1 protein-coding gene is annotated in these 1,237 nt (G+C 71.1%); it reads right to left on the bottom strand.

Features of this window, described 5'->3' with window-relative positions; genetic code table 11:
- Nucleotides 1-387: 387 nt before the first annotated feature.
- Nucleotides 388-1,237: deoxyribonuclease IV (locus Vqi01_RS02605; protein ID WP_239098129.1), on the bottom strand; the 850-nt coding region annotated here is incomplete at its 5' end.

Genomic DNA, 1,237 nt, shown 5'->3' with positions numbered 1-1,237 from the left:
TCGATCAGCTTTGAGGCGCTTTCATCCGGCACCGTCGCGCAGGATGCCGCAACTCGTGGTCTGCGGACGAGATGCCGCAACTCGTGGTCTGCGGACCAGATGCCGCAACTCGCGGCATCAAGGGGCCCGCACACCCCAACATGCCGCAAGTCGCGCCGCTCACCGGACGGCGCACCCCAACATGCCGCAACTGGTGCCCACCCGATCAGCCCCAACACCCCGACATGCCGCATCCCGCGCCGCCGCCCATCATCCGAGGCACAGCATCACCACGCCTGGATCCCGACCTCGCCTACCTGCCGGTCTCTCTAAGCCCTAAAGAAGGGGCATAAGGCCGACCAAAAGTGCAAGATCGGGGCAGCGGGGCAGCGGGGCAGCGGGGGTTAGTCAGGGGGCGAGGCGGCGGAGGGTGGTGATGTCGGCGGCGTGACCCTCGTGGCGCTCGGTGGGGGTCTCCACCAGGATCGGTACGCCAGCGGTGGCCGGGTGGCGCATCAACTCGGCGAAGGCAGGCTCGCCGATCATGCCCTTGCCGATGTTCTCGTGCCGGTCACGGGTCGAGCCGCACAGGTCCTTCGAGTCGTTGGCGTGCACCAGCCGCAGCCGGTCCGCGCCGACGGTGGCCACCAGGGCGTCCAGTGTCTCGGTCATGCCGCCCTCGGCGGCCAGATCGTGCCCGGCCGCCCAGGCGTGGCAGGTGTCGAAGCAGACACCGAGCCACGGGTGTCGATCCACCGCGTCGAGGTACGGCCCCAACTGCTCCACCCGGCTGGCCAGCGATCGGCCGCCACCCGCGCTCGGCTCGACCAGCAGCATCGGACCACCGGTGGCGGCGGCCGAGTCCAGCAGCGGCAGCAGCGATTCGCGTACCTGCCGCATCGCCGCCTCGGTGTGCCCGGCGTCCACTGCGCTGCCGGCGTGGAAGACCACCCCGCGTGCCCCGATCTCGGCCCCGCGACGCAGCGCGTGGTCGAGGGTCTGCACCGAGCGCTCGACCGTCGCGGCGGTCGGGGAGCCCAGGTTGACCAGCAGCGACGCGTGGATATAGACCACCGCCCCCCGCTCGGCGCAGCCGTCGCGGAACAGGGTGTCCTGGGCCGGGTTCCCGGCCGGTGTCGCCCACCCACGGGAGTTACCGACGTAGACCTGCGCCACCTCGGAACCGGCGGCGTCGAGGTACGGCAGCGCTGTCTTCGCCAGCCCGCCTGAGGTGGGCGTGTGCGAGCCGACCGGCCGA

The organism is Micromonospora qiuiae (genome assembly GCF_016863555.1).
Classification (GTDB): Bacteria; Actinomycetota; Actinomycetes; order Mycobacteriales; family Micromonosporaceae; genus Micromonospora; species Micromonospora qiuiae.
Note: the sequence above shows the minus strand (reverse complement) of the source record. Positions and strands in the feature narration are given on the sequence as shown.